At 64.8% G+C, this 24,630-nt stretch carries 25 protein-coding genes; 12 read left to right on the top strand and 13 right to left on the bottom strand.

The window, feature by feature from the left end; translation table 11 throughout:
- Positions 1 to 397: 397 nt before the first annotated feature.
- The 3 genes from AC628_RS26750 to AC628_RS26760 form a co-directional block, all read right to left on the bottom strand.
- Positions 398 to 1,486, bottom strand: a complete 1,089-nt coding sequence (locus AC628_RS26750; RefSeq protein WP_074129796.1) for a Cj0069 family protein — start codon at positions 1,484 to 1,486, stop codon at positions 398 to 400.
- A gap of 121 nt (positions 1,487 to 1,607) precedes the next feature.
- The gene (locus AC628_RS26755) at positions 1,608 to 2,693 is read right to left on the bottom strand and encodes a nickel/cobalt efflux transporter (protein WP_074129797.1); all 1,086 of its coding nucleotides are present in this window, start codon (positions 2,691 to 2,693) and stop codon (positions 1,608 to 1,610) included.
- A 22-nt stretch (positions 2,694 to 2,715) separates the two neighbouring features.
- On the bottom strand, positions 2,716 to 2,994 hold the full coding sequence (locus AC628_RS26760; RefSeq protein WP_050422196.1) for a metal/formaldehyde-sensitive transcriptional repressor: 279 nt from the start codon (positions 2,992 to 2,994) through the stop codon (positions 2,716 to 2,718).
- A 255-nt stretch (positions 2,995 to 3,249) separates the two neighbouring features.
- Between AC628_RS26760 and AC628_RS26765 the strand changes: the two genes are divergently transcribed.
- From AC628_RS26765 to AC628_RS26795, 7 genes are all read left to right on the top strand, one after another.
- Complete coding sequence (locus AC628_RS26765) at positions 3,250 to 4,068, top strand: chromate resistance protein ChrB domain-containing protein (protein WP_074129798.1); 819 nt, start codon at positions 3,250 to 3,252, stop codon at positions 4,066 to 4,068.
- 84 nt (positions 4,069 to 4,152) lie between these two features.
- Positions 4,153 to 4,386 (top strand): PepSY domain-containing protein, encoded by a 234-nt coding sequence (locus AC628_RS26770; protein WP_074129799.1) that lies wholly within the window; start codon positions 4,153 to 4,155, stop codon positions 4,384 to 4,386.
- A gap of 49 nt (positions 4,387 to 4,435) precedes the next feature.
- Positions 4,436 to 4,768 (top strand): hypothetical protein, encoded by a 333-nt coding sequence (locus AC628_RS26775; protein ID WP_245321321.1) that lies wholly within the window; start codon positions 4,436 to 4,438, stop codon positions 4,766 to 4,768.
- 175 nt (positions 4,769 to 4,943) lie between these two features.
- The gene (locus AC628_RS26780) at positions 4,944 to 5,540 is read left to right on the top strand and encodes a superoxide dismutase (protein WP_074129800.1); all 597 of its coding nucleotides are present in this window, start codon (positions 4,944 to 4,946) and stop codon (positions 5,538 to 5,540) included.
- Positions 5,541 to 5,636: 96 nt separating this feature from the next.
- Positions 5,637 to 6,818, top strand: coding sequence for a chromate efflux transporter (chrA, locus tag AC628_RS26785; protein WP_074129801.1), 1,182 nt, complete (start codon positions 5,637 to 5,639; stop codon positions 6,816 to 6,818).
- 141 nt (positions 6,819 to 6,959) lie between these two features.
- Entirely contained in the window at positions 6,960 to 7,676 is a 717-nt protein-coding gene (locus tag AC628_RS26790; protein WP_074129802.1) for a dihydrofolate reductase family protein, read from the top strand.
- 80 nt (positions 7,677 to 7,756) lie between these two features.
- Positions 7,757 to 8,074 carry a hypothetical protein gene (locus AC628_RS26795; RefSeq protein WP_074129803.1) on the top strand — a complete coding sequence of 106 codons (318 nt, stop codon included), beginning with the start codon at positions 7,757 to 7,759 and terminating at the stop codon, positions 8,072 to 8,074.
- A 24-nt stretch (positions 8,075 to 8,098) separates the two neighbouring features.
- On the opposite strand, the gene AC628_RS26800 is transcribed toward AC628_RS26795, so the two are convergent.
- Positions 8,099 to 8,839 (bottom strand): TetR/AcrR family transcriptional regulator, encoded by a 741-nt coding sequence (locus AC628_RS26800; RefSeq protein WP_083633156.1) that lies wholly within the window; start codon positions 8,837 to 8,839, stop codon positions 8,099 to 8,101.
- Positions 8,840 to 9,043: 204 nt separating this feature from the next.
- Here AC628_RS26800 and AC628_RS26805 point away from each other — a divergent pair, with 204 nt between their 5' ends.
- Entirely contained in the window at positions 9,044 to 10,297 is a 1,254-nt protein-coding gene (locus tag AC628_RS26805; protein ID WP_074129804.1) for an HlyD family secretion protein, read from the top strand.
- Between the two features lie 15 nt (positions 10,298 to 10,312).
- Complete coding sequence (locus AC628_RS26810; RefSeq protein ID WP_074129805.1) at positions 10,313 to 11,905, top strand: DHA2 family efflux MFS transporter permease subunit; 1,593 nt, start codon at positions 10,313 to 10,315, stop codon at positions 11,903 to 11,905.
- Between the two features lie 79 nt (positions 11,906 to 11,984).
- Here AC628_RS26810 and AC628_RS26815 read toward each other — a convergent pair whose 3' ends face one another.
- Complete coding sequence (locus AC628_RS26815) at positions 11,985 to 12,929, bottom strand: LysR family transcriptional regulator (RefSeq protein ID WP_245321323.1); 945 nt, start codon at positions 12,927 to 12,929, stop codon at positions 11,985 to 11,987.
- A gap of 92 nt (positions 12,930 to 13,021) precedes the next feature.
- Here AC628_RS26815 and AC628_RS26820 point away from each other — a divergent pair, with 92 nt between their 5' ends.
- The 3 genes from AC628_RS26820 to AC628_RS26830 are packed head-to-tail and all read left to right on the top strand — an operon-like array spanning position 13,022 to position 17,870.
- Complete coding sequence (locus AC628_RS26820) at positions 13,022 to 13,561, top strand: hypothetical protein (RefSeq protein ID WP_245321325.1); 540 nt, start codon at positions 13,022 to 13,024, stop codon at positions 13,559 to 13,561.
- Positions 13,558 to 14,754: an efflux RND transporter periplasmic adaptor subunit gene (locus AC628_RS26825; RefSeq protein ID WP_083633157.1), complete on the top strand. Its 1,197-nt coding sequence runs from the start codon at positions 13,558 to 13,560 to the stop codon at positions 14,752 to 14,754. The genes AC628_RS26820 and AC628_RS26825 overlap by 4 nt, the downstream gene beginning before the upstream one ends.
- Complete coding sequence (locus AC628_RS26830; RefSeq protein ID WP_074129806.1) at positions 14,751 to 17,870, top strand: efflux RND transporter permease subunit; 3,120 nt, start codon at positions 14,751 to 14,753, stop codon at positions 17,868 to 17,870. Before AC628_RS26825 ends, AC628_RS26830 begins: the two co-directional genes overlap by 4 nt.
- Positions 17,871 to 17,889: 19 nt before the next feature.
- Here AC628_RS26830 and AC628_RS26835 read toward each other — a convergent pair whose 3' ends face one another.
- The 8 genes from AC628_RS26835 to coxB all read right to left on the bottom strand — a co-directional run bounded on the left by AC628_RS26835 (position 17,890) and on the right by coxB (position 24,509).
- The gene (locus AC628_RS26835; RefSeq protein ID WP_074129807.1) at positions 17,890 to 18,663 is read right to left on the bottom strand and encodes an SURF1 family protein; all 774 of its coding nucleotides are present in this window, start codon (positions 18,661 to 18,663) and stop codon (positions 17,890 to 17,892) included.
- Positions 18,660 to 19,046 carry a DUF983 domain-containing protein gene (locus AC628_RS26840; protein WP_074129808.1) on the bottom strand — a complete coding sequence of 129 codons (387 nt, stop codon included), beginning with the start codon at positions 19,044 to 19,046 and terminating at the stop codon, positions 18,660 to 18,662. The genes AC628_RS26835 and AC628_RS26840 overlap by 4 nt, the downstream gene beginning before the upstream one ends.
- Before the next feature lie 67 nt (positions 19,047 to 19,113).
- The gene (locus AC628_RS26845; RefSeq protein WP_074129809.1) at positions 19,114 to 20,010 is read right to left on the bottom strand and encodes a cytochrome c oxidase subunit 3; all 897 of its coding nucleotides are present in this window, start codon (positions 20,008 to 20,010) and stop codon (positions 19,114 to 19,116) included.
- A 105-nt stretch (positions 20,011 to 20,115) separates the two neighbouring features.
- The gene (locus AC628_RS26850) at positions 20,116 to 20,745 is read right to left on the bottom strand and encodes a cytochrome c oxidase assembly protein (protein ID WP_074129832.1); all 630 of its coding nucleotides are present in this window, start codon (positions 20,743 to 20,745) and stop codon (positions 20,116 to 20,118) included.
- A 5-nt stretch (positions 20,746 to 20,750) separates the two neighbouring features.
- Positions 20,751 to 20,915 (bottom strand): cytochrome c oxidase system small membrane protein, encoded by a 165-nt coding sequence (locus AC628_RS26855; protein WP_050422213.1) that lies wholly within the window; start codon positions 20,913 to 20,915, stop codon positions 20,751 to 20,753.
- A 38-nt stretch (positions 20,916 to 20,953) separates the two neighbouring features.
- Positions 20,954 to 21,892: a heme o synthase gene (locus AC628_RS26860; RefSeq protein WP_074129810.1), complete on the bottom strand. Its 939-nt coding sequence runs from the start codon at positions 21,890 to 21,892 to the stop codon at positions 20,954 to 20,956.
- A 65-nt stretch (positions 21,893 to 21,957) separates the two neighbouring features.
- Positions 21,958 to 23,574 carry a cytochrome c oxidase subunit I gene (gene ctaD / locus AC628_RS26865; RefSeq protein ID WP_050422215.1) on the bottom strand — a complete coding sequence of 539 codons (1,617 nt, stop codon included), beginning with the start codon at positions 23,572 to 23,574 and terminating at the stop codon, positions 21,958 to 21,960.
- A 95-nt stretch (positions 23,575 to 23,669) separates the two neighbouring features.
- A complete protein-coding gene (gene coxB / locus AC628_RS26870) occupies positions 23,670 to 24,509 on the bottom strand; it encodes a cytochrome c oxidase subunit II (protein ID WP_050628320.1) in 840 nt (279 codons plus the stop codon).
- Positions 24,510 to 24,630 lie beyond the last annotated feature (121 nt).

A 24,630-nucleotide genomic window follows, 5' to 3' on the forward strand; every position in this document is an offset into this window, starting at 1 on the left:
GCCAGGCCCCATCACCTTCAAAACCGGCCTCGAACACTTCCACGCCGTCGCCCAAGGATGGAGCCTCAGAGATGTGTGCATGCCCTAGTGCGAAAGCAGGGACCCAACCACAGGTGGTGTCGTTGAAGTGAGCTGTGGCCCCAGCGCTAAACAATAACGACCGGCAGGGGTAATGGGTCCTGGCTTTCGCCAGGACGACGCGGTGGATGGCTCTCGATTCATGATGTCAAACAACCGCTGTCATCACCCGCGCATGCGGGTGATCCAGTATTCCAGAGGCACCGACGCTTGAGCCGAGATGCCGCGGCGTACTGGATCGCCCGGTCAAGCCAGGCGATGACAGCATTGGTGGAGACACCGCTTCGCGTTCTCCTGACACGAATCGTCCGAGCTTTGCTTATCCGCCGGTATCGCTCTCCACATTCCGAGCAATGCGATCCCTGACCGTCCGCGCGATCGCGGCCGGCGCCTCGTCGGGGATCGCAAAGCATGAGCTCGCATTGACCTCACAGAGCACGTAGGTGTCGGCACCATCCGCATCGCGCGGGCCGTAGAGGAAGTCCGCATCCCAGATCACCGGCAGCCACGCTTCGTCGATCGTCAGCGTCTCCATCAGCTGCGGAATCCATTCGTCCTCCATCAGGCGTCGCAGCGCCTGGAATTGCGGCGCATCCGGGCCGTGCATGATGCGCGGGCCGGGCTGGGCTTGCGGTGAATCCGGGCCTTCCGGAGGCGGTGGGATCAAGGCCTTGATCAGCTGATGCCCGAAGCCCGCGACCTTCGATCCGCTGACATAGCAACGGATCATGCCCTCGGGCAGGCGCGGCTGGAATGGCTGATCGATGATGCAGCCGCCCCAGCCGAAATACGGCTCGCAGCGCGCCATGAAGGCCTCCAGCGGCAGCTCCTCGGGCTGGCTGCCGCGCAGCGCGTGCAGCACACGCACCGTCGCATCCGGTAGGGCTTCCACCTTCCAGACGCCCTGCCCGCCATTTCCGCGATTCTGCTTGAGGACGCGCGGACCGGCCGCGCGAAGCCGCGGCGGGAATTCGGCGTAGAAAGCATCGGCCGTGGCGTATCGATGCGTGTCGGCGCCCCAGCCGAGGTGACGCGTGCGATGGAGCACCTCCTTGACGCCCATCTTCAAGATGACGTCAGGATGGGCGCTGACCCACGGACGCTTCGCCGCGACCTCGCGCAGCAGCGGATCGAGCGCCGCCCGCGTCTTGCCCTGGTGGATCGGATCGACCCAGACCAAAACGCCATCCATGGTCAGCAATTGGTCGCGGACGAGATCGGCGAATGTCTCGTCATAGACGACGGGCACGGCCTCGATGCCGGCGGCATCGAGCGCTTCGAAGACGCGAACGAAACGGCTGTTCTGCGGCGTCGCCTCGCGGCGCGCTGCGGCATCTCCACGCCACAGGATGGCGATCCTGAAACGACGATTTTCGGAACGAAGAAATGTGCGTGGTTCGGTGTCCATATCAAAGCTCCACGACGGTTGATGTCGCGCAGAGCTTGGACCGAAGTCTCACCGGGAGTCTGCTTGTCCCCGTGGGAGCGACTCTAGACGACTTCGCGCAGGTTTCAAGATCGACGTAGGATCACGCCATGATCCCGTGCAGCCCCAGCCAGCCGGTGTAGAGGCCCACCAGCACGATCAGCGCGGCCGACACGTAAGGCGCGCGCTGTGCGAATTGGCTGAAGCCGCCCCAGTGACGCTCGACATGGCGAATGCTGAGCGCGGCCGCGACGCCGGCGGAGACCATGGTGATGGCAAGCCCGATGCCGAAGCAGAGCACCAGCACGAAGCCGAGGCTGAACTGCTTGAGCTGAAGGCAAAGCAGCAGCACGGTGATCGCCGCCGGGCACGGAATGAGCCCGCCGGTCAGGCCGAACAGGATGATCTGCCAGGTCGTGACGGTGCGCCTGGCGAAGCGCTTGCGGATGTCGGCCGCGTGCGCGCGCGCATGCGCATCGTCCGCCTCGCCGAGGTCCATATGCGCATGGTCGTGCTCCTCGAACAGGACTTCCGCAATGTCTGCCCGCACCGACACGCGTGCCTTGAATTCATGCGGCTCCGGAATTTCATCAATGCTTTCCAGATAGCCGTTCTGCCCGGCGAAGCGAAAATGTTGCTCGCTGCCGTCGGGGCGGATCGTCACGACAACAACCTCTCCGGCAGCCGGCAGCCCTCCGGCCTCGCTCCGCAATCGCCAGCGCGGCGGCACGCCATCCTCGAAGACTTCGAGCGACAGCGGCTGACCGGCCAGGGTCAATTGGCGCGCTTCGTCGTGATGATGGTGATCATGATCGTGATCATGGTGATGATCGTGCTCGGAGGTCTGCTCGCGCCAGGTGCGCCAGACCATCCAGGCCGCGATCGCGATGATGATGACCGCCGAGGCCAGCTGCAAATAGGCTTCGCTGCGTTCGCCGGACCATTGCTGGCCGAAATGCAACCCCGTCAGTGCGACGATCCAGACGATCGCGGTGTGCGAGATCGTCGCCGACAGGCCGAGCAGCACCGCCTGCACCACCGTGCCGCGGATCGCGATGATGAAGGCCGCCATCATCGTCTTGGAGTGGCCGGGCTCGAGACCGTGCAATGCGCCGAGCAGGATCGCACTCGGGATGAACAGCCATGCATGCGCGCTGCTCTGCTGCAGCAACTGAGACAGATCGGTCATAGACTTCGCTTCAGGACGGGCGTTACTTCAAATAGGTACGAACGACGTCGATCAGATCCGCGGCGCCCTGGGCCTTCTCGGGATCCTTTTCCCGGGAGGGATCCACGACGTGATGGCGGATGTGATCCTCGAGCAGTTCGGCGGTGAGGCCGTTGATCGCACCGCGAACCGAGGCCACCAGCATCAACACGTCGGCACAGCCGATCTCGGATTCCAGAGCCCGCTCGACGGCCTCCAACTGACCCTTGATGCGGCGAACCCTGCCGACGAGCTTGGACTTGTGCTTGATGGTGTGCGACATGCAAATAATATAGGGGGGTACCCTATATTGGTCAATATTGCTGTCGGCTCGTTTCGGCGGAATCCGCGACATCACGGGCCCAAACTCAGCGCTGTGATTGTTCCTGTCATAATTGCTGAATTCTTGGTGATCCGCCGATCCGGCTGTGCGGTTGACAGCAAGGCGTATTGGTCTTCTATTTGACGGCACGGGGATGTGCGATCTCCCCGCGAGGCGACATGCCCAAGAATCGCGTCCTGTCACCGAGGGCGCACCATGTCGTCATACACATCGATCTCATCCGAAAAACTATCTCGTCTCATCGGCACGGCCAAGGCGCCGACACTTGTCGACGTTCGCATCGATGAAGACTTCACCGCCGATCCGCGCCTGATCCCGGGCGCGATCAGGCGCTCCCATCTCGACGTCCAGGACTGGGCTTCGGGCCTCAGCGGCCAGTCCGTGGTCGTGATCTGTCAAAAGGGACAGAAGCTCAGCGAAGGCACCGCCGCCTGGCTGCGGTGCGGCAACATCGCGGCGGAAGTTCTCGAGGGCGGCCACCTCGCGTGGCGGGAGGCAGAACTTCCCACTGTTCCCGCGGACAAAATTCCGAAACGCGACGGCCGCGGTCGCACCGTCTGGGTGACGCGATCAAGGCCGAAGATCGATCGCATCGCCTGTCCGTGGCTGATCCGCCGCTTCGTCGATCCGGCGGCCGTGTTCCTGTTCGTGACGTCAGCGGAGGTCGAGGCCGTCGCCGAACGCTTCGACGCCACGCCGTTCGACATCGAGAACGTGTTCTGGAGCCATCGCGGAGAGCTTTGCACGTTCGATGTGATGATCCGGGAATTCGGCCTCTCGACGCCGGCGCTGGAGCGGCTGGCGACGATGGTGCGGGCGGCGGATACCGCGCGGCTCGATCTGTCGCCCGAGGCGCCTGGATTGCTCGCGGCCTCGCTCGGCCTGTCGCGCATGTTCGACGACGACCTCGAACAGTTGAGCGCCGGCCTCCTGCTCTACGACGCCTTCTATCGCTGGTGCCGCGACGCGACCAAAGAGACGCACAACTGGCCGACCAGCAAGGTGAAGCCGTAACCGACTTTTCGGCCATGTAGAGGCGCGCGGAAAATCGCGCCTCTGGACAACCTGGGGCAGAACAACACAACCAGGAGGACAGCCATGCCGAAGCAGAAACTCCTTCACCTTATTGTTGCCTTCGCGATCACGGGTGCCGCGATGCCTGCCCGCGCGCTGACGCAGGACGAGCTTGTCGCGAAACTTCAAGCTGCCGGCTACGCGAGCATTAGCGACGTCAAGTCGACGGCCGAAGGCATCACGGCGAAGGCGATGAAGAACGGCAAGCCTGTGAGGCTCGTGATCGACAGCAGCGGCCAGGTCAGGGAGCAGAACTGAGGCCCTGTACCGCGCAAGCCGTCAAATCCAAAGCGATGGAGTGACAACAATGATGAGAACAACCCTGGCCCTGTGCCTGGCCATCCTGTGGCCGGCTGGGATTCTGGCGACACCGGCTGCGCTCAGCGATGACCGGGAAGCCGCCGTGACATCGCGGGCAGCGACCCTTCATCCGCCCGCAACCGAAACGCTGCGCGGCATCGTCGATAGCGTCGATGAAGGTAACGATACGCTGCTGATACGGCTGTCCGCAGACAGGACCGAACCATTCAAGGTTCAGGACGGCTTGATCTTCAACGCCGTCCGCTTCGGCGATCCCGTCGAAATCTCGGTGCAGAACATCTCCGGATTCCGAACCATCGTCGGGCTCGCCAAGGAATAGAGCCGCGATCCGAAGCATCAACGATGCGATCAATTCACATGTGGAGAGTCCGATGACCATGAACACCGAACGCCGGAACTTTATCGCAGGGGTCGGTGCCGCAGCGGCATCAACAGCCGTGCTCGGCACCAACCAAGCCCTTGCCGAAGCCAACCCACAGACAGGAGCCAGGGCGATGTCCTATCAAGCCAAGCCGATGCCGTTCGACCCGAAGTCGATCACCGGCATCTCGGAAAAGATCCTCGTCAGCCACTACGAGAACAATTACGTCGGCGCAGTAAAGCGGCTGAACGCCATCGGCACGCAGCTCGCCGAACTCGACTTCGCCAAGGCGCCGAACTTTGTGATCAACGGCCTGAAACGCGAAGAGTTGATCGCGTCAAACTCGATGATCCTGCATGAGATCTATTTCGATGGGCTCGGCGGCGCAGGCAAGCCGGGCGGCGCGCTGGCCGAGGCGATTGCACGCGACTTCGGCAGCATGGAGCGCTGGCGCGCAGAATTCTCGGCCATGGGCAAGGCCGAAGGCGGCGGGTCGGGTTGGGTGATCCTCGCCTACTCGCCCCGCGACAAGCGGCTCGTCAACCAATGGGCGGCCGATCACACGACGACGCTCGCCGGCGGCCGTCCGGTCCTGGTGCTCGATATGTATGAGCACGCCTATCACATGGACTTCGGCGCAGCCGCGGCCCGCTATGTCGACATCTACATGGAAGCCATCCGCTGGGACAACGCGGCCAAGCTGTATGAGCAATATTCGAAGGAGACGTGAGGAGAGTTCTGTGAGCAAGCGAATGAATGAGGCGATCTTCCGAAAACCATCCCTGATCCGCAGCGATGAGCAAAATTCTCTGCAGGGAGCTTTCCCGTGATCACGCCAACGGATTCGCAGCGCAGCCGTTTGGCAGAACTGGCACGTTATTTCCTGCGCCTCGGCTTTCTCGGCTTCGGCGGCCCGGTCGCGCTGGTCGGGCAAATGGAGCGGGAACTGGTCGACGGTAAGAAATGGCTGACCAAGCAGGAGATGAAGGAATCGATTGCCATCTGCCAATCGCTTCCGGGGCCGCTGGCGATTCAGGTCGGCATCTACGTGTCCTGGCTTCGCGGTGGCTTCTGGGGCGCCTGGGTCGGCGGATGGTGCTTCATCCTGCCCAACTTCGTCATCGTGGCTTCGCTCGGCGCCCTCTACGTCTATCTCGGCGATCTCCAGCCGGTGACCGCGATCTTCTACGGTGTCAGTCCCGCCGTGATCGCGCTCATCCTTCACTCCTGTTACCGGCTTGCCAGGCTCGGTATGGAAGACTGGCTGCAATGGGCGATTGCGGCGGTTTGCCTCGCCGTCACGGTCATCCTCCAGGCCGAGGTCGCGCTGCTGTTCATCGGCGCGGGCGTCGTCGGCATTCTCTATTACGGCAAGCCGTTCAAACGTTCGCCTGCGATCCTGCCGGGAATTGCCATCGTGCCGGCGGCCGCCGGTCCGATCGCGCCGGTCGCAAGCGGTTCCACGCTCTCCAAGCTTCTGCTGTTTTTCCTCAAGGCCGGCTCGCTGACCTTCGGCAGCGGCCTCGTCATCGTGCCGTTCCTCGAGCAAGGGCTCGTGCAGCAATACAACTGGCTCGACGAGCGACAGTTTCTCATCGCGGTCGCGATCGGCATGATCAGTCCGGGACCGGTGGTGATCACTGCAACCTTCGTCGGCTACCTCGTGGCGGGATTTTGGGGCTCGGTCGTCTCCACGATCGGCATCTTCCTGCCGTCGTTCCTGCTGGTGCTGATCGTTGCTCCCCTGCTCGCGCGGCATCGCGGAAACGCCAACGTCCAGGGCTTCGTGAAGGGCGCCTATGCAGCCGCGATCGGAACCATCCTCGGCGCTTGCATCCTGCTCGGCAAGATCGCCATCGGCGACTGGCTCACCGCGTTGATCGGAATCGTGTCACTGGCGGTGCTGTTCCGCTGGAAGATCAGCAATCCGCTGCTCATCGCGGCGACCGCGGTGGTCGGCCTGATTGCGTATCCATGGCTGCAACCGAGCTGGGTGATGGTCCATTAGCCGACCAGCCCAACTCGCCGCTCCTCCGACCATCCCGGTCGGGGCCCACGCGCGTTGAGAACCTGACTGCGGCTCTCTACATGAGGAGCTGCCCCACCCGCCGCTGCGGCACGATCCCGCATTCACCGAAGAGTTCATCTCATGCGACCCCACATCATCTGCCACATGGGCACGTCGATCGACGGCCGGCTTCATCCCAGCCGCTTCACCAAGGCAGCTAGCGGCATTCCCGCCGACGTGCTGCGCAGCCACTATGAAAGGATCCATGACGGCTTCGGTGCCGATGGATGGATCATCGGCCGCGTCACCATGAACGAGATGGCCAAGGGAACGGAGCGGCACATCGCCAATCCACTGAGGCTGCCGCGCGAGGCGCATCTTTCGAGCCGCAACGGCCGCAAGCTTGCTGTCGGCATCGATCCGTCGGGCCGCGTGCATTTCGGCAAGGACAATGTCGGCGGCGATCACGCCGTTGCAGTGCTCGGCGAACAGGTCTCCGACAGCCATCTCGCCGAGCTGCGCGAGGACGGCGCGTCCTACATCTTTGCGGGCCCCAAAGGGGATGATCTGCCCGGCGCAATGGCGCAGCTTGCATCCCTGTTCGGCGCCAGGACGCTGCTGCTCGAAGGCGGCGGCGGGATCAACGGCGCATTCCTCAAGCACGGGCTGATCGACGAGTTCAGCACCTTGATCTTCCCGGCGGTCGATGGCGTTGCGGGATCGCAAAGCATCGTCGATTACCACGGACCCGACGGCGACCGTCCCGGTGCCGGACAATCGCTGCGGCTGACGCATTGCGAGACGCTGGAAGGCGGCATGGTCTGGCTGCGCCACGCCGTGGAGCGCGCGCCGGGCTGAACGCTAGACGGCCGAACTCTCGACAAGGACGGCGATCCGGCTCACTCTGCGCCTGCGGACATGACGGATGCGGGGGCGGCATGGAGCATTGGCTTCGCACAGGCGCGAACGTCGCCTCGATCCTGACATCGATCATCGCGGCCGGCGCCTCCATCGTGTTTTGGGCGAACAAGCGTTCGAGACGCACACGGCTCGAGAAATACCTGAAGGCGAAGAAGGAGAAATCACCCGACGAGCTGTTCAGTGCGACGCGCCTGATGGCTGATCTCGGCATGACGGAGGCGGAGATTTTTGCGGCCAGTTTTGCCAGTCGCCATATCGCCCGGGACGTGCGCAAGGACCTCAGCATCGCGGCGGAAGTGCTGTTCCAGTATCGCGACGATCCGATGTCACGCTGAGCGCGCAGCCCGGCGATCGATCGGCTATTGCCTCGGGTTCTGCGGCCAACCGTTCCGGCACGCCGCGACGAAGAACGCGACGCCGCGCGCGACGTGCTCATCGATCTCGGGATCGAGCGCCTTCAGGTCTACCTCGAACAGCGCCCGGAGCAGCATCGGCACCGCGATGATGTCGAGGAACAGCCGCGCCGTGGTCGGCAGATGCTCCGGCGCGAAGGCCGGCAGCTTGCCGAGCTCATCGGATTGCGTCAGCTCGCGCAGCAGGTGAATCCCGAGCTCGGTGCTGAGCGCACGCGCCCGGCGGTTGACGGTGGCGGCGAGGTCCGGGAAGCGGTGGGCCTCCGCGATGGCGAGCCGCATCAGGCCGATCCGGTCGGCATCGAAGCCCCAATGCAGCAGGGTCGAGGCGACGCTGGTCAGGCGCTCCTCGATGGTCGCGCCGACCGGCGGGTCGGCCTTGAACTCGGCGATGCGCGACAGGATGTCCCGCGTCACCACTTCGGTGAACAGCGCGCGCTTGTCGCGGAAGCGCGCATAGATCGTGCGCTTGCCGGAGCGCGCCGCTTCCGCGATTTCGTCGATGCTCGCGCCTTCAAAGCCGCGCTGCAGAAACACCCTGCGCGCGGCATCGAGGATGCGCGCATCGACCTCGCCGGCCAATTCCTTTGGCGGCCGGCCAGCGCGCACCTCGATCGGACCGGCCGCGGGTCCGGTCGCCAGTTTGGTGTTAGGCGCCCGCGGCGTCTTCAGGGTGCTCGTGGTCATCGCCTCGACCCGGGTTCCATGAGCCGGTCAGGCCGGCAATCTGAGGCAATATAGCCGTATCACATCTAGTTGTAAATAGAACGGTACAGTTCCGTTCCTATTGACGCGTCGCGCAACCAGGGCTATTTGCCGCACAGAATGGAACGGTACCGTTCCCTTTTGCGAAGGCCTTGCAGACCTCGCCGGACAGCAGGAGCAGCCATCATGTTCGAAGACACTGTTTTGGAGCGCGCCCACGAGGGGCACCAGGGTATCGAGGGCGCGCCCTCGATCTCTCATGAGCCCACCACATCAGAGCGGCCGGAGATTACCGCGCGGGCTCCCGCCGAGGGGCGCCCGGTGAGCAAGGAGCCCGCCCCGCCGGCAACGATCCCGCCGGAGGCCACACCACAGAACCGCGGCCTCCTGCGCCGTCGTCCGGTGGTCTCCGCGATCGGCGCGGTGCTGCTCGCCGCAACGCTCGGCGGCGGCTATCTCTATTGGGACTACACCGAGCATTTCGAATCCACCGACGATGCCTTCGTCGCGGCACGGCAGTCCGCGCTGGCGCCCAAGGTTTCCGGCTACATCACTGCCGTTCCGGTCACCGACAACCAGCATGTCGCCGCCGGCGACGTGATCGCCCGGCTCGATGACCGCGACTATCGCGTCGCGCTGGCGCAGGCCGAGGCGCAGGTCGCGGCGGCACGCGCCAGCATCGAGAATGTCGATGCGCAGCTCGACGTGCAGCAGGCGCAGATCGCGGCCAACCAGGCCCAGGTGGACCAGGCGCAGGCGGCGCTGACCTTCGCCCAGCAGCAGGCGACGCGCTACCAGCATCTGGAGCAGACCGGCTACGGCACGGTGCAGAATTCCGAACAGTACACCTCGCAACTGCATCAGCAGCAGGCATCGCTGCTGAGCGCGCAGGCGACGCTCAACCTCGCGCAGCGCCAGGTGGAATCGCTGAAGGCGCAGCGCAAGAGCGCGGTCGCCAACCTCGCCCAGGCCGAGGCACAGCGCGACCAGGCGAAGCTCAACCTGTCCTACACGACGGTCACCGCTGCGCAGCCCGGGCGCGTCGTCAACCTCTCCGCCGCGGTCGGGCAGTTCGCGCAGGCCGGCGCCAATCTCACAATGTTCGTGCCGGACCAGACCTGGGTCACCGCGAACTTCAAGGAGATCCAGCTCGACCAGATGCGTCCGGGCGAGAAGGTAGCGCTGAAGATCGACGCCTATCCCGGCCGCACCATCAACGGCCATGTCGAAAGCGTGCAGCCCGGCTCCGGCACCGCGTTCTCGCTGCTGCCGGCGCAGAACGCCACCGGCAACTACGTCAAGATCGTGCAGCGCGTGCCGGTCAAGATCGTGATGGACAACCCGCCGACCGACGTCGCGCTCGGCCCCGGCATGTCGGTCGTCCCGACGGTGCGGATCAACGCCGCGCCCTCGCTGCTCGAGCGGCTCGGCAAGCTCTGATCCCGGGAGGCTGTCATGAGTGCAGCAGCAATCGATGCCCAAAGCCTCCCTGCTCCGCGCGTCACCGTCAATCCCTGGCTGATCGCCATCGTGGTGGCGCTCGCGAGCTTCATGGAGGTGCTTGACACCACCATCGCCAACGTCGCGCTGCCTTATATCGCCGGCGGCATGGGCGTGAGCGAGGATGAGGCCTCCTGGGTGGTCACCACCTACCTGGTGTCCAACGCCATCATCCTGACCGCCTCCAGCTTTCTCGCAAGGATGCTGGGGCGCAAGACCTTCTTCCTGATCTGCCTCGGCATCTTCACCGTCAGCTCGGTGCTGTGCGGCTTCGCGCCTAATCTGAACGCGCTGCTGCTGTTCCGCATCCTGCAAGGTCTCGGCGGCGGCGGCATGGTGCCGGTGGCACAGTCGATCCTCGCCGACGCATTCCCGCCGGCCAAGCGCGGGCAGGCGTTTGCGGTGTTCGGCATCGCCGTGGTGGTGGCACCGGTGGTCGGCCCGACGCTCGGCGGCTGGCTGTCCGACAATCTGTCCTGGCACTGGTGCTTCCTGATCAACGCCCCGGTCGGCGCGTTCGCGATCGCGCTGATCGCCGCGGTGCTGCAGGAGCCCGCGAAGGCCAAGGGCGCGCAGCCGCAGGACAACACCTTCGACTTCATCGGCTTCGCGCTGGTCGCGACCTTCCTCGGCGCGCTCGAGGTGATGCTCGACCGCGGCCTTGAGGACGACTGGTTCGCCTCGCCCTTCATCATCACGTCAGCGGCGATCTGCGCCATCGCGTTCGTGCTGATGATCCCGTGGGAGATGAGACGCCGCAACCCGATGATCGACCTGCGCATGGTCGCGACCCGGCAGTTCGGCGCCTGCTTCCTGGTGATGCTGGCGACCGGCGCCATCCTGCTCGCGACCACCCAGTTCCTGCCGCAGCTGGTGCAGCAGGATTTCGGCTACACCGCGACCTGGGCCGGCCTCGTACTGTCGCCCGGCGGCGTGGTCACCATGCTGATGATGTTCGTGGTCGGCCGGCTCGCCGCCAAGGTGCAGCCGAAATACCTGATCATCGCCGGCGCGCTTGTCATCGCGGCCTCGATGTACAGCATGACCAACGTGTACGGCGATCTCGGCTTCTGGTTCATGGCGCGCTCGCGCATGCTGATCGGCATCGGCCTGCCGCTGATCTTCATTCCGATCATGACGGCGTCCTATGACGGCATTCCCGCCGGCAAGACCGACCAGGCCTCCGCACTGATCAACGCGGCGCGCAACACCGGCGGCTCGATCGGCGTCTCGATCGTCTCCAACGTGTTGACGCATCGCCAGCAGTTCCACCAGAGCCGGCTGGTCGAGCAGGTGACGCCGTCAAGTCCGCAATATCAGGACACCCTGCATCAGGTCACCGACTACTTCGTCGCCCAGGGCAATGCGTTGGCGCAGGCGCACCAACAGGCGATCCAGTGGATCGGCCAGCAGGTGCAGATCCAGGCTTCGTTCCTGTCCTACATGGATGCGTTCTGGGTCCTGATGCTGATCGCGCTCTCGGCGATCCCGCTGGCGCTGACCTTGCGCAAGGTGAAGCTCGGCGGTCCCGCGCCGGTCGGCCATTAACGAACGCAGAGGTCAACTGCGACACGCCCGCGCCGGAGATCGGCGCGGGCGTATCGCTTTGGGATCGTCTCGATAGAGGTCAGATGCCGCTCGTGGCGGCAACGATCGTGTCCCTCAGCCAGCGGTGCGCCGGCAGATCGTCGAAGCGGCGGTGCCAGCTCATGACACTCTGCAGCCTCGATGCATCGAACGGCAGCTCCCGCATCTCGATCGGATAGGCGCGGCGGAATTCGAGCGCGAGCTTGCGCCCGAGGATCGCGACCATGTTCGATTGCACCAGGACCGCGCCGGCGGACAGATACGGCACATCGGCCGCAATGATGCGCTCGGCCTTGCGCGCCTGCAGCCAAGCATCGATGAAATCCAGATTCTCGCCGCTGGAGGTGATCGCAAGATGCGGCAGCTCGACCAGCGTCTCACCGGTCAGCTTCTTGCGCAGGGCCGGATGACCGGCGCGTAGCACCGCGACGAAGCGATCCTCGATCAACCGACGGGCCGCGAAGCGCTCGCCCTCCAGCGCGCCGGCGGAAATCGCAAGGTCGAGTTCGCCGCGATCGAGCCTATCGGCGAGATTGAGCGTCCCGCTCGGCACCAGCGTCAGCCGCACCCTGGGCGCCTGCGCGCGCACCGCCGCGATGATCGAGCCGGCGGCGACCACCGCAGCATAATTGTTGACGGCAATGGCGAAGCGCCGATCCGCCTGCGCCGGATCGAAGCGATCCCCTTCGACCGCCAGTTGCAGTTCGTTGAGCGCCTTGCGGACCGGCAGCGCCAGCGCTTCGGCCCGCGGCGTCGGCAGCATGCCGGACGGGGTGCGGACGAACAGCTGGTCCTTCAGCGCGTGACGCAGCCGGTTCAGCGCATGGCTCACGGCGGGCTGACTTATGCCAAGCGCGGCGGCCGCGCGCACCACGCTGCGCTCGCGCATCACGGCGTCGAACACCAACAGGAGATTGAGATCGAGATTGCGCAGCCGCATGCCGCCATCATGCACGATGTGAATTGGTGGATAAAGACAATTCATTTGAATAATATCGAGCCTGGGCCCATCTTCCGGGCATGCCCGAGAGCCCGCACAGCGCCATCGCAGCCCCGCCCCTCCGCGCCGCCACAGGCGTGCTGGTCGGCGTCCTCGTCGCCCCGGATGCTGTTGAGATCGCCATGCCGGAAGCTTTCGCGCGCTGGCGGCAGCTCACGCCGCTCGCGACATGGCAGCCGATCGCGCTTCGCGAAACCAGCTATGCGGGCATCCTGAACGGCGTTGCGGCAGCTCTCGACCGCACCGGCATGAGCCCGCGGCAGTTGATCCTGCTGGGCGAGGGGCCCATCGCGCGGCGCATGCTCGAACTGACGCTGCGGGGCGAACTGCCCTGCGGCGGCATTGTCGCAATCGACGTCGCCTCCGAGGCACCGCCGTTTCCCGTGGTGCCGACGGTAACCGCGATCCGGCTCGTCATTCATCACAACGACGAAGCGCCGCAAGGCAGCCTGATCGGCGCGTTGCGCGCCGCCGATCTCGACGCACGCATCATCAATCTCGACCTGACCGCCGGCCGCGGGACGCAAGCCGCCGCGGCGAGCGCAACTGAAACCTTTGTCCTCGAGCTGGTTGCAACGATCGGCCGCCGGACCACCGATGGAGCTGGTAATCCATGACATCGAAGACCCTCAAGATCGCGGGCGCGTGCCTGGTGGTCGCCGCAGTCAGCGTCGGCCTCTATGCCGTGGATCGGCCGGACCGCGCAGCCGACAAGGCTCCGGCAGCGGCCCAGTCGAAGACGGCCACGCCTGCCGTTCCGGTGACGGCGACCAAAGTCGTGCAGCATGATGTGCCGATCGTGCTTGAAGGACTCGGCACGGTGACGCCGATCAACACGGCGACCATCCGCACCCAGGTGCAAGGCACGCTCGACAGCGTCGATTTCGTCGAGGGCAAGCAGGTGAAGCGCGGCGATGTGCTCGCCAGGATCGACCCGCGGGTCTACGAGGCCCAGGTCGACCAGGCCGAGGCCGCGCTGGCGCGCGACGAGGCGAGCCTGAAGAACGCCAGGACCAATCTGGCGCGAACGCAGCCGCTCGCCAATCGCGGCTTTGCGACCCAGCAATTGCTCGACACCCAGGATTCGCAGGTCGCGCAGGGCGAAGGCACCGTCGCGCTCGACAAGGCCGCGCTGGAAGCCGCACAGACCCAGCTGAGCTACGCCACGATATCGGCGCCGTTCGACGGCGTCACCGGCATCCGCCGCATCGATCCCGGCAACGTCGTGCACCCGACCGATACCAACGGGCTCGTGGTCCTCACCCAGTTGCAGCCGATTGCGGTGATTTTCACGCTGCCGTCCGGCGACATTCCCGGTATCCGGCAGGCGCTGGCATCCGGAGACGCGTCGGTCGACGTCTATGATGCACAGAACAAGCAAAAGCTCGATCACGGCAGCCTGATGCTGATCAACAACCAGGTCGACAGCTCGACCGGCACGGTGCAGCTGAAGGCATCCTTTCCCAATGCCGGCAACACGCTGTGGCCCGGCACCTTCGTCAACGTCCATCTGACGATCGCGGTTCGGCACAACGCGCTCACCGTGCCGCTGACGGCGGTGCGCCAGGGACCGGACGGCGCCTTCGCCTATACGGTCGGCGCGAACAACGTCGTCGGCATCCGCAATGTCACGACCGGCCAATCGCGCGACGGACAGGTCCTGGTCGAGCAAGGCCTCGACGCGAACGAGACCGTGGTCATCGCAGGTCAGTACCGGCTCAATCCGGGGACGACGGTCGAGATCGTGCCGGACGACAAGAAGGACCAGGTCCAGGACGCAACCACCGCAAGCGCAGGTATGCTGCCATGAACGTCTCCGCAGGTTTTATCCGCAAACCCGTCGCCACCGCCTTTTTGGCCATCGCCATCGTGCTGGTCGGCATGATCGCCTTCGTGCGGCTGCCGGTCTCGGCGCTGCCGACGGTGGACACCCCGACCATCCAGGTCACCGCGCAACTGCCCGGCGCCGACCCGCAGACCATGGCCTCCTCGGTCGCGACGCCGCTGGAGCGGCAATTCGGCCAGATCGCCGGCCTGACCGGCATGAGCTCGAGCAGCGGGCTCGGCAACACCCAGATCACGCTGCAATTCGCGCTGAACCGCAGCGTCGATGCGGCCGCGCAGGACGTGCAGACCGCGATCGATGCGGCATCCGGGCAACTGCCCAAGACCATGCCGTCGCCGCCGACCTTCCACAAGGTCAATCCGGCCGACGTTCCGGTGCTGCTGATCGCGCTGACGTCGGACACCGAGCCGTTGACCAAGGTCGACGACTATGCCGACAGCATCCTGGCGCAGAAATTGTCGCAGGTGCCGGGCGTCTCGCTCGTCACCATCGGCGGCATGCAGAAGCCCTCGATCCGGGTGCAGGTCAATCCGGCCAAGCTCGCCGCCGCAGGAATCAATCTCGAGCAGTTGCGCACCACGCTCGGCAACATCACCGTGAACCAGCCCAAGGGCGTGCTCTACGGCAGCCAGCAGGCCTATACGCTCGCCACCAACGACCAGGTGCTCAACGCGAGCAAATATGACGATCTGATCATCGCTTATCGCAACGGTGCGCCGGTGCGCCTGCGAGACATCGGGCACGCCGTGGTGGCGGCCGAGGACGTCACGCTGCACGGCTGGTACAACGACAAGCCCGCAGTTATCCTCGCGATCCAGCGCCAGCCCGGTGCCAACGTGATCAGCACGGTCGACGGCATCAAGAAGCTGCTGCCGCAGCTGGTGTCGAGCCTGCCGTCCGACATAAAGGTGACGATCGCCTCGGACCGTACGCAGACCATCCGCGCCAGCGTCGCCGACGTTCAGCTCACCCTGGTGCTGACCATCGCGCTGGTGGTCGGCGTGATCTTCCTGTTCCTGCGCAATCTGTGGGCGACCATCATCCCCGCGGTCTCGGTCCCGATCTCGCTGATCGGCACCTTCGGCGTGATGTATCTGCTCAACTACAGCCTCGACAATCTGTCGCTGATGGGCCTGTCGATCGCGGTCGGCTTCGTCGTCGACGACGCCATCGTGATGATCGAGAACATCTCGCGGCACATCGAGGAAGGCCTCTCTCCAATGCAGGCCGCCTTGAAGGGCGCCGGCGAGATCGGCTTCACGATCATTTCGATCTCGGTCTCGCTGATCGCGGTGTTCATTCCGCTGCTGCTGATGGGCGGCGTGATCGGCCGCATGTTCCAGGAATTCGCCGTCACCGTGTGCGTTGCCATCGTGGTGTCGGTGATCGTCTCGGTCACGCTGACGCCGATGATGTGCGCGTATCTGCTGTCGCCACATCGGGGTGCCGGTGCCGGCGTGGTATCAGGCACGCTGGAACGGGGCTTCGTCGCGATCCAGGCGGCCTATGAGGCCGTGTTGGCCGCAGCGCTGCGCTACAAAGCGACGACCCTGTTGATCATGCTGGCAAGCGTCGCAGTAACCGGCCTGCTGTTCGTGGGTATTCCCAAGGGCTTCTTCCCGCAGCAGGACACCGGCTTGATCACCGGCATCACGGAAGCCGCAGCGGACATCTCGCCGGCGCAGATGGCGGCGCTGCAACGCAGCGTCATCGACGTCATTTCCAAAAACCCCTCGGTCGCCAACGCGACCGGCTATATCGGACCGGGCGGCCCGACCGTGACCGAGAACAACGGCCGCCTGTTCGTGCTGCTGAAGCCGCGTGCCGAACGCAATGCGTCCGCCGATCAGGTGATCCGGCAGCTCGACACCGCGCTGCAGAAGATCAAGGGCATGTCGGTGTTCATGCAGGCGACGCAGGACATCAATCTCGCCAGCCGGCTGTCCAAGACGCAGTATCAGTTCACCCTCACCGACGTGAACCAGGACGAGCTCAATCTGTGGGCCGGCAAGCTGTATCAGAAGCTGAAGACGTTGCCGGAACTGGCCGACGTCGCGACCGACCAGGCCAACGCCGCGCGTCAGCTCAAGCTGCAGATCGACCGCGACGCCGCCTCCCGACTTGGCATCGATCCGGCCGCGGTCGACAACACGCTCTATGATTCATTCGGCCAGCGTCATGTCGCCCAGCTGTTCACGGCGCTCAACACCTACTACGTGATCCTGGAGGTCGATCCGTCGTTCCAGCTCGGCCCCTACGCGCTCAACCGCATCTATGTCCGCTCGTCCGCGGGGACGATGGTGCCCCTGAGCCAGATCGCGAGCATCGACTACGGCACCGCGCCACTCTCGGTGAATCATCAGAGCCAGTTTCCGGCGGTGACGCTGAGCTTCAACCTGGCGCCGGGGACGGCGGTGGGGACCGCGGTCGCGGCGGTCCAGAAGGCGACCGCCGACCTGCACGTGCCGTCGACCGTCGTCACCAGCTTCCAAGGCAATGCGCAGGCGTTCCAGGCGGCGCTCGGCAGCACGCCGATCCTGATCCTCGCCGCGGTGGTCGCCGTCTATCTGATCCTCGGCATGCTCTATGAAAGCACGATCCATCCGATCACGATCCTCTCGACCCTGCCGTCCGCCGGGCTCGGCGCGCTGCTCGCGCTGTGGGCCTTCGGCTTCGGGCTCGACGTGATCGGGCTGGTCGGCATCATCCTGCTGATCGGCATCGTGCAGAAGAACGGCATCATGCTCATCGATTTCGCGCTGGAGGCCGAGCGCCACCAGCACCTCTCCGCCGAACAGTCGGTCTACATGGCCTGCCGGGCGCGGTTCCGGCCGATCCTGATGACGACGATGTGCGCCATGCTCGGCGGCGTCCCGCTGATGATCGGCACCGGCACCGGATCGGAGCTGCGCGAGCCGCTCGGCTTTGCCATCGTCGGCGGACTGATCGTCTCGCAGCTGATGACGCTGTTCACGACGCCGGTCGTGTACATCTATCTCGACAGGCTGAGCCGGTCGTTAGCCAACCTGCGTAGAGGTGCGCGGAAGGCCGCGCCGCACGAACCTGAGGCGGCCTTGTGACCTGTGCCGAGAACTCGTCTCAACCCGCACGGCGGCGCTGGCCGCGCCACCACAGGCCGAAGGCGATCGTGACCGCGGCGGCGAGCGAGAACCAGGTGATGGCGTACTGCATGTGGTCGTCCTTGAGACGCACCTTGAGCGGCCCGGGCTTCGGTGTGCCGCTGTCGGGCACCGGCGCCTCGAGGTCGATATAGAACGGCGCGACCTTAGCGCCATCTTGCCCCCAGCCGAGCGCCTGCGCCATCGCGCGATGATCGCGCACGAACCACAGCCGCTTCGCCGGATCTTTCTTGGGCGTCAGCCGGCCCGGCGGCTCGGGAAAGCGGATATAGCCGGTGAGCTCGACCGGCGTGCCGGTGACGAGGCGCCCGGTGACGCGATCCTCGAAGGCGCGGTCCTGCATCGTGTTCTGCACGAAGCCGGTGTTGATCACCACGGTCTCGCCGCTGGCGAGTTTCGCCGGCAGGAACGCCCAGGTGCCGGGTCCCGAAACGTCGTCGCGCACCGCGGAGCCGGAGCTGAACACCATCGCGTCGGGCTGCTTCGCGTAGGTCGCGGTCAAAGTGACACGGCGGAATTCATCCTTGGCCGAGGTCACCGTGGGCCACGCCGACGGCGGCGGCAGCGCCTCGGTCGGGGCGGCCAGCCGCGCGTCGAGGGCTGCGATCAGCGCGTGCTTCTCGACCCGGCGCTGCAATTGCCAGACGCCGAGGGCGATGAACACCGCGATCAGGATCAGCGTGAAAATGCCGAAGCCGGCCGCGCTCGGCCGACGAGTCTCACTTTCATTCATTTCGGGTCGCGCTCGATCAGTTGGCCTTCGGCGGCCTTGTGGTGGAATTGCAGCGCGATCAGCAGCGCCTTCATCGAGCGCAGCGGCAGGATCGTCGTGATCACGATCAGCGGCAGCCACAGCGCGGCGTGCACCCAGAACGGCGGCTGGTACTTCACCTCGACGATCAACGCCGCCGCGACGACGATGGCGCCGGCCAGCATGATGATGAAGATCGCCGGGCCGTCTCCGGCATCGATGAAGCTATAGTCGAGGCCGCAGGCCTCACAACGCGGCGCCAGGGTCAGGAAGCCGGAATAGAGCTTGCCCTTGCCGCAGCGCGGGCAGCGGCAGGCGATGCCGCGGATCGCGCTTTCGGTCACGGTGGGCGGGGTGTCGGTCATCGGTTCTCTTCAAAAAGCAGAAGGGGCGGCCATCTGGCCGCCCCTTGTTAGCACGTCGGCCTGCGCTTTAGTGGGCGCCGTGGGCCATGGACTCGGCGCCGTGACCCCAGACGTAGATGCAGATGAACAGGAACAGCCAGACCACGTCGACGAAGTGCCAGTACCAGGCGGCGAACTCGAAGCCGAGGTGCTGCTTCGGCGTGAAGTGGCCGGCATAGGCGCGGATCAGGCAGACCAGCAGGAAGATGGTGCCGACCAGCACGTGGAAGCCGTGGAACCCGGTCGCCATGAAGAAGGTCGCGCCATAGACGTTGCCGCCGAACGAGAACGTCGCATGGGCGTATTCATAGGCCTGCACGCAGGTGAAGCAGGCGCCGAGGATCACGGTGAGGATCAGGCCCTGCTTGAGGCCCTGGCGGTCGTTCTCCAGCAGCGCATGGTGCGCCCAGGTGACGGTGGTGCCCGAGGTCAGCAGCAGCAGGGTGTTGAGCAGCGGCAGATGCCAGGGGTCGAAGGTCTCGATGCCGTGCGGCGGCCAGGTGCCGGGCACCGAGCAGGCGCCCATCGCCGTGCCGGCGCCGCAGCCGAACACCGCGTCGCGGGTGGCGTGCACCGCATCAGCCGGGAACAGCGCCGAGTTGAAGAAGGCCCAGAACCAGGCGACGAAGAACATCACTTCGGAGGCGATGAACAGGATCATGCCGTAGCGGTGGCTGATCTGCACCACGCGGGTGTGGTCGCCCTTGTACTGGGCTTCCTTGATCACGTCGCCCCACCAGCTCGCCATGGTGTAGAGCACGCCGATGGTGCCGATGCCGAACACGATCGGCGCGGCAGAGTACATGTGGTGCATCCAGCCGATCGCACCGAACGCCATGATGAAGGCCGAGATCGAGCCGACCACGGGCCACGGGCTCGGGTCGACGAGATGATAGTCGTGATGCTTGACTTGCGCCTCAGCCATTGCCGTCTCTCCATTCGCGTGCCGCAAGGCACGTCTTAATCTTAAATTCCAGTCTCTTCAGCATGATCTTCTCGGAAAACCGGTCCCACTGTTCCGGATCATGCTCTAGCCGCCCTTGCGCTGCTCCGCCTCGCCGGCCGCCACGGGCTTCGGCGCGGCGTCGCGCACGGGGAAGAAGGTGTAGGACAAAGTGATCGTCTTCAGCGTGTCGTTCTCGCTGTCCTTGGCCAGCGCCGGATCGACATAGAACACCACGGCCATCTCGCGCTTCTCGCCCGGCGCCATGGTCTGTTCGGTGAAGCAGAAGCAGTTGATCTTCTGGAAATAGGCGCCGACCGTCAGCGGCGCGACGTTGTAGGCGGCCTGGCCGGTGGTGGTGCGGGCCGACTGGTTGGTCACGGTGTAATAGACGGTGACGACCTGGCCGATCTTGACGTCGATCGTGTTCTGCTCGGCCTCGAACTTCCAGGGCAGGCCCGGCGCGACGTTGGAATCGAAGCTGACCGAAATGGTGCGCTCGAGCGGCGCATCCGTCGGCACCGCGGTCGCGACCTGGGTGGTGCCGTTGAATCCGGTGGTGCGGCAGAACCAGTTGTAGAACGGCACGGCGGCGTAGGACGCGCCGACCATCAGCACCACCACGAAGCCGCAGATCGAGGCGACCAGCGCATCGCGCGTCAGCATGCGGCGCGTGACCCTGGCGCCCTTACCCTGTTGCGGCTTCTGGTTCGCCATCTCGCTCACAGCGGCCGCACCAGCACGGCCGGCCCCTTGACCAGAGTGACCGCGAAGAACAGCACCACCATGACGCCGAGCGCGAGCGCAATCGCGATCGAGCGGTGGCGGCGGCTCTTGAGCTGCGCCTCGGTGAGGACGATGCCTTCTGGTTCGTTCTTGTCGTCCATCGCTATCCCGTGCGCCCCCATCTCGCCCCCCGGCGTCCCTATCCGATGATGATGGGCAGGATCGCGCGGACCACGACCTCGGCGAGGAGGACGGCGAACAGCGCGAACAGATAAAGGATCGAGAAGGCGAACAGCCGGCGCGTGGCACGGTTGGCCACAACACCTTCGCGGCGGCGATAGACCTCGATGGCGAGCCACAGCATGCCGGCGCCTGCTACCAGCGAGGTGACGCCGTAGATCGCATCGAAATAACCGAGCGGCCAGGGCGCCAGCGCGATCGCGACCAGCACGATGGTGTAGAGCAGGATCTGCAGGCGGGTCGCGTCGGGACCGGCGACCACCGGCAGCATCGGGATGCCCGCGCGCGCATAGTCGTCGCAGCGGAACAGCGCCAGCGCCCAGAAATGCGGCGGGGTCCAGAAGAAGATGATCAGGAACAGCAGGATCGGCTCGACCGAGAGCGAGCCGGTCGCGGCGGCCCACGCCACCACCGGCGGCAGCGCACCGGCGGCACCGCCGATCACGATGTTCTGCGCGGTCCAGCGCTTCAGCAACATCGTGTAGATCACGGCATAGAAGAAGATGGTGAAGGCAAGCAGCGCGCCCGCCACCCAGTTGACCAGGATGCCGAGCGTCATCACCGAGAAGAAGGCGAGCGTCAGGCCGAACGCGTACGCCTCGGCCGGGGTGATCCGGCCGCGCGGGATCGGCCGGTTGGCGGTGCGCGTCATCAACGCGTCGACGTCGCTCTCATAGGCCATGTTGAGCGCGCCAGAGGCGCCGGCGCCGACCGCGATGCAGAGGATCGAGGTGAATGCCAGCACCGGATGCACGTGCACCGGCGCGATCATCAGCCCGACCAGCGCGGTGAAGATCACCAGCGACATCACGCGCGGCTTCAAGAGCGCGATGTAGTCGCCCACTTCGGCCTCGGATATCCGGGGCAGCTCGATGGCGTTGTGATCGACAACCGACAAGATCAGGTCTCACTTCTCTTAAGTAAAGGCGCGGCGCACCCAAGGTGCGCCGCGTTGTCTTGGACTTACTGCACGCGGGGCAGCACTTCGAACTGATGGAACGGCGGCGGCGAGGTCAGCGTCCACTCCAGCGTGGTCGCACCCGCACCCCACGGATTGTTCGCGGCCTGCTCCTTGCGGACAAAGGCATCGATCACGCCGTAGATGAAGATCAGCACGCCGACGCCGGAGATGTAGGAGCCCCAGGAGGAGATCAGGTTCCAGCCGGCGAACGCATCCGGATAGTCGACATAGCGGCGCGGCATGCCCGACAGGCCGAGGAAGTGCTGCGGGAAGAACACCAGATTGACGCCGACGAAGGTGAACCAGAAGTGGGCCTTGGCGATCTTCTCCGAGTACATGTAGCCGAACATCTTCGGGAACCAGTAGTACCAGCCGGCGAAGATGCCGAACACGGCGCCGAGCGACAGCACGTAGTGGAAGTGCGCCACCACGTAGTAGGTGTCCTGCAGCACGCGGTCGACGCCGGCATTGGCCAGCACGACGCCGGTGACGCCGCCGACGGTGAACAGGAAGATGAAGCCGATCGCCCAGATCATCGGCGCCTTGAACTCGATCGAGCCGCCCCACATCGTGGCGATCCACGAGAAGATCTTCACGCCGGTCGGCACCGCGATCACCATCGTGGCGGCGACGAAATAGGCCTGCGTCGCCGACGACATGCCGACGGTGTACATGTGGTGCGCCCACACCACGAAGCCGATGCCGCCGATCGCGACCATGGCATAGGCCATGCCGAGATAGCCGAACACGGGCTTGCGCGAGAAGGTGGAGACGATCTGGCTGATCATGCCGAAGGCGGGCAGGATCAGGATGTACACTTCGGGGTGGCCGAAGAACCAGAACAGATGCTGAAACAGCACCGGATCGCCGCCGCCGTCAGCCGCAAAGAAGGTGGTGCCGAAATTGCGGTCGGTCAGCAGCATGGTGATCGCACCGGCGAGCACCGGCAGCGACAACAGCAGCAGGAACACCGTCACCAGGATCGACCACACGAACAGCGGCATCTTGTGCAGGGTCATGCCCGGCGCGCGCATGTTGAAGATCGTGGTGATGAAGTTGATGGCGCCGAGGATCGACGACGCACCGGCGAGATGTAGCGACAGGATCGCGAAGTCGACGGCCGGACCCGGATGGCCCGAGGTCGACAGCGGCGCGTACATGGTCCAGCCGGCGCCGACGCCGTTGGCGCCCGGCTCACCCTCGACGAAGGTCGACAGCACCAGCAGCGCGAACGAGGCCGGCAGCAGCCAGAACGAGATGTTGTTCATGCGCGGGAACGCCATGTCCGGCGCGCCGATCATCAGCGGCACCATCCAGTTGCCGAACCCGCCGATCATCGCCGGCATGACCATGAAGAAGATCATGATCAGACCGTGCGAGGTCACGAACACGTTATAGGTGTGCGTCTCGTGGAATATCTGGACGCCCGGGTACATCAACTCGGCACGGATCGCGATCGACATCGCAGCACCGATGATGCCCGCGATCACCGCAAAGACCAGGTACATCGTACCGATGTCCTTGTGGTTCGTGGAGTAGAGATAACGCCGCCATCCGGTCGGATGGTGGGCGTGATCATCATGGGCGTGATCGTCGTGTGTCGCTGCGCCTGTCGCCATGTTCAAAATCCTGCCTTGCAGTCCCTCTCGGACCTTGCGGTCCCGTCGCCCTTATTCCATCCGTCGCAATAAGCCCTGGCTATTAAGCCTTGGGTTTACTGCGCCGCCTGACCAGCCGAGGCGTAGGAATTCGCCGGGTTGGTCGCAAACTTCTTCTTGGCCCCTTCAACCCAGGTCGCGAATTCCTGGTCGCTGACGACCCTGACCGCGATCGGCATGAAGGCATGGTCCTTGCCGCACAGTTCCGAGCACTGGCCGTAGAACACGCCGGTCTTGGTGGCCTTGAACCAGCTCTCATTGAGGCGGCCGGGGACCGAATCGATCTTCACGCCGAAGGCCGGCACCGCGAAAGAGTGGATCACGTCAGCGCCGGTGGTCTGGATCCGCACCACCTTGTTGACCGGCACCACCATCTCGTTGTCGACGCCGAGCAGACGGGGCTGCTTGTCCTTGTCGAGCAGCGAGTCGAACTCGAACTTGCCGTTATCCGGGTAGGCGTAGGACCAGTACCACTGCTTGCCGGTGACCTTCACGGTGAGGTCCGGCTTCGGCACGTCGAGCTCCAGGAACAGCAGGCGGAACGACGGCACCGCGATGCCGACCAGGATCAGGACCGGGATCAGCGTCCAGGCCACTTCGATCAGGGTGTTGTGGGTGGTCTTGGAGGGGACCGGGTTGGCGCGGGCGTTGAACTTCACCACCACGATGACCAGCAGCGCCAGCACGAACAGGGTGATGACGGTGATCAGCACCAGCAGGAAATTGTGAAACCAGATGATGTTTTCCATCACCGGGGTCGCGGCTTCCTGCAGCGTGTGCTCCCAGGGCGCCGGCTGCCCCATTTCGGCGAAGGCCGATCCCGCGGCGACAGACGCCACACCCGCTACCGCCAACCCCAGCAATTGCCTGCCCAACCGGCCAATCGACATCTTCATGCCGCTCGCGCTCCCTTGCATTATTCCCCAAAGCACCTCCGGCATGTGGCCGAAAATGCAGCACGATCCGCCCTGACAAACGGCCTTCCGGACATACCCGTCTCTGAGTCAAGGTGGGTAC

It is taken from the genome of Bradyrhizobium sp. NAS96.2, from assembly GCF_001908235.1.
In the GTDB taxonomy this organism is placed as follows: Bacteria; Pseudomonadota; Alphaproteobacteria; order Rhizobiales; family Xanthobacteraceae; genus Bradyrhizobium.